Source organism: Candidatus Zixiibacteriota bacterium, assembly GCA_034003725.1.
Lineage (GTDB): Bacteria > Zixibacteria > MSB-5A5 > GN15 > FEB-12 > WJMS01.
In genome coordinates this window covers 1-4,448 of the sequence record JAVEYB010000034.1, presented here as the reverse complement: position 1 = coordinate 4,448, position 4,448 = coordinate 1, and the positions used below count along the sequence as shown (strand labels likewise).

The 4,448-nt window shown below is 52.9% G+C and carries 4 protein-coding genes; all 4 read right to left on the bottom strand.

Annotated features, from left to right (window positions below):
- A partial coding sequence (locus RBT76_15910; GenBank protein MDX9859269.1) for a response regulator occupies nucleotides 1–222 on the bottom strand: 222 nt, incomplete at its 3' end.
- An 8-nt stretch (nucleotides 223–230) separates the two neighbouring features.
- Nucleotides 231–614: a response regulator gene (locus RBT76_15905; GenBank protein MDX9859268.1), complete on the bottom strand. Its 384-nt coding sequence runs from the start codon at nucleotides 612–614 to the stop codon at nucleotides 231–233.
- 4 nt (nucleotides 615–618) lie between these two features.
- The gene (locus RBT76_15900; GenBank protein ID MDX9859267.1) at nucleotides 619–2,775 is read right to left on the bottom strand and encodes an ATP-binding protein; all 2,157 of its coding nucleotides are present in this window, start codon (nucleotides 2,773–2,775) and stop codon (nucleotides 619–621) included.
- A complete protein-coding gene (locus tag RBT76_15895) occupies nucleotides 2,775–4,055 on the bottom strand; it encodes a glycosyltransferase (protein MDX9859266.1) in 1,281 nt (426 codons plus the stop codon). The genes RBT76_15900 and RBT76_15895 overlap by 1 nt, the downstream gene beginning before the upstream one ends.
- Nucleotides 4,056–4,448 lie beyond the last annotated feature (393 nt).

The following is a 4,448-nucleotide window of genomic DNA, read 5'->3' as shown; positions in this document are numbered from 1 at the left end:
AAATCCCACTCGCTTATCAAGGAATTGAGGAAGGCCACTTGTCTTGGGCAGTATTAGGTCAAGCAGAATGAGATCAGGCGTCAGCCGTTTCGCCAGCGCCAAACCTTTTTCCGGCGTACTTGCGGTTACCAGGGAAACGGTCTCTTCCAATGAGAATTTGAGCGTATACATGTGCAGGATGTCCGGGTCGTCGTCGATGAGGAGCACGGTTTTTTGGTTCATAGGGGTGATCAGAGCTTTTTGAGACGTAGTGACACCATGTCAACCACGTCCTGCGGTGTCAGCTTGGCTTTCATGACATAGGCCTCGGCTCCGAGCTGCTTGCCTTTCTCCGCAGAATCCTTTTCGCCCATGTTGGTCAACAGGTACACAGGAATGTCCTTGAGAGCCGGGTCCGCCTTCATGCGTTTCAGCACCTCAAATCCGTCCAGATCGTCCATGCGGATGTCCAAGAGCACGAGGTCAGGCTTCCCCTTTTTGACCATGTCGAGACCGTTGTATCCGCCGGTGGCGACCAACAACTTCAGACCGGACAGCCGGAACTTCAGTTGATACATCTCGATCAGGGTGGGGTCGTCTTCTATCAGGAGGATGGTGGCATTTGTCGGGTCCATGCAATTACGTTCCTTTGGTTTTAGGCTGATGAAGCGGCAGGGTGATCGTCACGGTTGTTCCTTTCCCTTCTCCGGGGCTGTCGAGCTGAATCTCGCCATGATGCTCGTGTATGACGTTCCTGGCGATGAAAAGCCCAAGTCCTGAGCCGTCGGTGTGTTGGAAAGTCGATTTCTCTCCGCGCGAAAATTTCAGAAACAGGCGCGGCTTATCGGTCTCGGGGATACCGATGCCGGTGTCCCTGACGGCGATTGTAACCTTCTTTGCGTCGACGGTCAAACCGATGTCCACACCGCCCTTGTTAGTGTACTTTTCGGCGTTGTCTATGACATTTTCGAGAGCTTCGCGGAGCATTCTGGAGTCGGACTCAATCGTTATCTTCTTTGTCGGTGGGCGGAAATTCAGGTACAGGCCTTTACGGTCGTAATTGGGCTTGAGCTCAGAGATCGTGTTTTCAATGATCTCGATCAAGTTGGCCGTCGCGAACTTGAAATTGAGATTGCCGCCTTCAAGTTCCATCGCGTCGAGTAAGTCGTTCACGATATTCGACAGGCGGTTAGCCGACTCCAGCATATGCAGCTGGGCGTTTTTCCGTTCCTGGGCCGGTAGTTTGTCGAGGTCGCCGTCTGCCTGCATGGAGAGAAGGCCTCGGATAGCGGTCAAAGGCGTTCGCAGTTGGTGTGACGCAATGGAAAGAAACTCCGACTTCATCTTAAGTAAGTCCTGCAGGTGGCGGTTCTTCTCGTGAAGCTCGCGGGTCTGTTCGGCAACCACTACTTCCATTGATGAGTACAAACGGGCGTTTTCCACGGCGACAGATGCCTGATTTGCCAGGGTCTTCAGAAGGTCCATATCTTCCTTTGTGAAGGCTTCACGCGTGAGCTTCTCGCCGATGAGAACAAGGCTGTTAACGGTTCCCTTGACAACTAGTGGAAGTATAACGGCTATTCTCAATTGCTTCATCTCTTTCTTGAGGTAGTCGCTGCCAGGAAGCGACTCAGTCGGTGCCGCGGGTTCGCCCGCGACGACCGGTCTTTTCAAGCCAGCGTCCAGTCGAGGTTGGATGTGCTTCTTGAGGAATGAGTCAATCAGGCGTTCCTCGAATCCGATGACTCGCTCAAGAGCTAGTGACTGGACTTTGGGGCCGGTTCGAAGGGCAATGGCGGCGTTGTCGTTCCGCATGGCTCCCTGAATCGTCTCTACGATGAGGGATGTGACCTGATGGAGGTGGAGAGTCTGTGATATCCGGCTGGCAAATAGGTCCACAGTACCCTGGTAGTCATACAGACCGGTGAAAAAGTACTTGTTTGCGATATGCCGCAAAACGCGGCCAATCAGGGAGAATCCGACCAGAAACAGCGGCGTGATAACAACGGCCGACATATAAGCGCCGGGCGTATGAAGCCCCCCAAACAAGTGCTGATCAACCCAGACGGTGACATAGTATGCCACGAATACGAAGACGGAAAGACCGGCATAGATAAAGGACTTGCGCAGAACCAGGCGAATGTCCATCAGCCGATGTTTTACGATTGCATAGGTCGTCAGAGTCAAGAAGACGACCATTGCCAGTGGACCGAGAAAACGGATTTCGGCAATATGCAGAAGCGGCAGCACAAGGTTGGTCCCCCCAGCAAACCCAATGGAAATCGAAAGGCCGAGCAGGACATATAGAATCTGGAACCCGTGGGGTGTATGCTTCAGTCGGCGGTAGGTGCAATACATTTGATACAGTGATACCGAGAAGCCACAAAGCATGAAGATCAGAAAGGCCGGCTGTCCCCAACTGAATACCGTGCCCGCAGTCGTGTAATCCAAAACGATTTTGTCGGTCAAAGACAGGACTACGAATAGCGCAGTGACAATAAGGGCGAGGATAGCTGCGGCTCGGTTGCCAAGTCTTTCATCAGGGAAATACCGAGAAAAGAAATAGAGCATCAGTACAACCAAGGCCGATGTGGCAAAGGAGAGACGCGACCAGAGGACAATCTGGCTGCTGACAGTGAGTAAATCGGTGACCAAAATGGTGATCGCCCAGAGAGTGGCCGCCAATATGACAAGCCAGAAATAGAGCGTGCTTCTGACCTTCCGTCCCTTCCGAAAGACAACGTAGACAAGAACGAAATTATAGACAATAATCAGGCTGACAAGGGCAGTAGACATTAGTGAACGGGACGTTTAGCATATAGTTCCACGTAATCGGCGCCGAGTGAAGCGGCGCGGTCGTGTTTTCGTAATATGCCGGAGATTCTCTGAGCATTGAGGGTGTAACGGGGTTCCGCCAAGACTTGCTTGATAGCCGCCATGATCTGTTTGGGCTTCACCTGGGTCGCTTTGAGGAAATACTTTTCGCGCTTCGAGAAATCGAGCAGATTCACGGCATTGAGGTTTACTCCCACACCAAGCTCGTGAACGCGAGCGGCAATCGTCCCCTGATCAATATTGTGCGGAATAGTAACCAATGGCTTACCGTGCCAGAGAGCCTGCATAACCGTGCCGTGGCTGGCCGTATTGACAACCAGCTCTGCAAGCTGAGCGACCCGCAGACCGGGCACGTATTCATAGAGCTTGAAATGGTTGGTATCAGGGGGAAAGTCAGTCCGCTGGAAGTTCGGCCCGATACTCATGATGATATTCCATTCCGACTGTCCAATGAACAGCCTGATCAGGTTGTGATAAACATCTCGGCGGAAGATTGACCCTCCCAGAGAGACATAGATGAGGGGACGCTTGGGATCGTGAAACATGCCGCGCCGGTCGAATTCCATGTCCTCGAAGCCCCGCCAAAACAGCGGTCCGATGAAATGGACATCGTCGCGGGTATCCGGCTCCAGCGGTTCGAATGCCGAGACGCTCGGAATGAGAATCGGGTTGTGCGAATGAAGATCCGCGCGCTTGGAAGGAATATATCCTATGTCCAAGGTCTTGTAGAATTCGCGAATTTCGGCTAGGTAGAGTTCCTCGAATCGCTTGGTGAACACCGGCCGGAGGGCATTGCGAAGCAATACGTGGGGAAGCGCCGCAGTCGACTTCCCCAGTCCGAGAAGGCCGCGAAAGTGGTTCAGCCACTGGGCATTGAGAATCGTGACGTACGGAATGCGATATTTGTGACGAATAAGCGATCCGAAGAAGCTCGGCGAATTCACGACGATATCGGGTTGAAACTGCTTTGCAGCGGCTAGCTCGTCTGATAACCAATTCAGAAACAGGCCTCGATTCTTGCGGAAGTAGCCGATTGACTGGTCTTTCTCGTCATTAAGGTTGACCTCCGCATGACCTGCGCCAAAGACGTCGTAGCCCGCCTGATTGATGAACGGTTTCCGGACGGTCGTGGTCGTGAAAAGAATCTCGTGGCCCCGACTCTTGAGCTCATCGGCAATGGCCAGCGAGCGAATTACGTGTGCGATTGATCCCCCGGAGTAGGGGGTAAAGAGGATTTTCATCCTTGTTGGATTAGTGAAATGCTGGTACCCCTCAGGATCAGACAGCAATGATGCGGTGCAGGATTCTGCTATGGCACGTAGCAAGCCAATACAGAATGGTCTAATTATAGCTCTAAAGCGCTGTTATGACCAGTAAGGCCGGATGCGGCTTGCGTCCGGGAGACTGTTTTCGTGATCACAGTACCGGCGTGATTTCCCAGGAAAGATTATCGTCGATCGGTCAGCCGTGCAGCCCCTTCAATCAAGGTGCGGCGAAGCGGAAGACGTATAACCCCTGTTGCCCGGCTTGGGAATCGTCATCAGTAACGTACAGATAGTCGCCCGCTACAAACATGTCATCGGCGTGTGACGGAGCGGCAACGAAGTCAATCTGTGACGGCGCAGAGCCGCTTA

Coding starts and splice junctions, on each gene's coding strand:
- RBT76_15905 (MDX9859268.1), bottom strand. CDS start 614: ATGGACCCGACAAATGCCACCATCCTCCTGATAGAAGACGACCCCACC.
- RBT76_15900 (MDX9859267.1), bottom strand. CDS start 2,775: ATGTCTACTGCCCTTGTCAGCCTGATTATTGTCTATAATTTCGTTCTT.
- RBT76_15895 (MDX9859266.1), bottom strand. CDS start 4,055: ATGAAAATCCTCTTTACCCCCTACTCCGGGGGATCAATCGCACACGTA.